The following is a 1517-nucleotide window of genomic DNA, read 5'->3' on the forward strand; positions in this document are numbered from 1 at the left end:
GGTGCCTGCGTTCATGCGCTCTTCGTCGTTAAGCGTGGTCGTGTCGATCTGCAAGGTGGCTCCTGTCCATACTGAGGCTGGGCGTCTCGAGCATTCGCTCCAATGAAGGACACAAGCCGTGGACGAGCCTGGGTGTCCGCCCAGGGCCCCGGCGAGAACGGGTTTCAGCAGGTCAGCAACGCGTTTGACGTCGCTGATCGCCGTTGGTCGCGGCCGATTCTCCTGCCACGTATTTGCCACGCATCACAACCGTGAACGGCGCCTACTCGGACTCCGCAGCCTGTCCCGAATCGGGCACTACCTCGAGCGACTCGATCAGCCGGCTGGCGAGGCGCAGCCGAGCGTCCGCGGGCAGCGTCATGGCGCCCTCGAGGAACTCCGCCGCGCTCATCGTCGTCACGCGGTCACCGTAACCCGGCCGTCAGGCATCAGCGATCCTCGCGATGAACTCGTTCGCCCAAACCACCGCTGCGCCGATGTCCGGGAGTACGCCGATGCCCTCGATCGCTGCTTCGTACAGGTCGTCCCAGCCAGCACCGACCTCGATCGCCGGCGGCCATGCCTGCCGACGTCGGTAGTCGAAAAGCCGCACACACGTCGCGTTGACCTGAACGAGGTCGAGGTTCTCGCCCTTGTCGAGGAGTTGGAGATCCACAAGGTCACGCGCTCGCTCGCTATCCGGCTCCGAGACGGCGTGGACCTTTTGCGCTACCTGATGATCCGACCGCATCACAGGGACCGGCCCCGGCGCGGGGAGCCCGAGCTCGGTGAAGAGCTCGACCAGATCGGACGCGATCCGAAGTTCAGGCTCGACGCCGTCATCGATCTCGTTGTGCCCGAGCTCGAACTTGACCGTCCGCCAGGATCGACCGAGATAGTCCAGCTTCACGTCGAGGGGCTGCATGACGTAGGTCGGCGGGACGCCAGGTGGTCGCGGCGGCTTCCGGTCGACCACACGGCCCGTGAAGCCTGCCCAGCCCTAGTTGAGCGAGGCCTCGAAGTCGTCGAGGAACTCGCTCAACGGGTGGACTCGCGCGGCGTCCAGGTCCTGCGTGAATCGACTCTCTCTCCGCCCGTAGCGAAGCGCCATCGCAGTGCCGCCCTTGACCGCACCCTCGGGGAGCATCTGTCCGACCACGACCATCGCCATCGTCACTTGGCGGCGCAACGACCCCATGTCGTCGGCCTCCAGATTGCGGATCCGCTGCTCAAGCGATTTGAGGTTGGGTGGCGGCGTCGAGTACGTCACGATGCACTTCTCTTTGCCGGAGCCCTGCGTAGCTCGCGTTGCAGCTTGGCGTACTCGACGCGAGTCACGAGGCCTTCCTTGCGAGCATCGCGGGCGGCGTCGAGAAGACGGCCCCTCTCAATCCGAGGTCTGCAGTCAAGGATCGCGTCAGCAACCCGCATTGCCAGAAGTCCCTCGTAGTGAGTCAGGTTGGGGGCCTCTCCACTCGGCGGCGCGCTTACGTCCATGAAGGCCGGCAGCTTCGCTCGCGTGCGTTTCGGCGACACGA

4 protein-coding genes are annotated in these 1517 nt (G+C 65.2%); all 4 read right to left on the minus strand.

From position 1 onward, the window contains the following. Nucleotides 1-262: 262 nt before the first annotated feature. Entirely contained in the window at nt 263-400 is a 138-nt protein-coding gene (locus H7290_RS16125; protein ID WP_290515041.1) for a hypothetical protein, read from the minus strand. A gap of 21 nt (nt 401-421) precedes the next feature. After that, nucleotides 422-889: a nucleotidyl transferase AbiEii/AbiGii toxin family protein gene (locus tag H7290_RS16130; protein WP_290515042.1), complete on the minus strand. Its 468-nt coding sequence runs from the start codon at nt 887-889 to the stop codon at nt 422-424. 90 nt (nt 890-979) lie between these two features. After that, nucleotides 980-1249: a nucleotidyl transferase AbiEii/AbiGii toxin family protein gene (locus tag H7290_RS16135; RefSeq protein WP_290515043.1), complete on the minus strand. Its 270-nt coding sequence runs from the start codon at nt 1247-1249 to the stop codon at nt 980-982. Next, on the minus strand, nt 1246-1517 hold a 272-nt coding region (locus H7290_RS16140; protein WP_290515044.1), incomplete at its 5' end, for a hypothetical protein. The genes H7290_RS16140 and H7290_RS16135, both read right to left, overlap by 4 nt.

Source organism: Aeromicrobium sp. (assembly GCF_014378035.1).
GTDB lineage: Bacteria > Actinomycetota > Actinomycetes > Propionibacteriales > Nocardioidaceae > Aeromicrobium.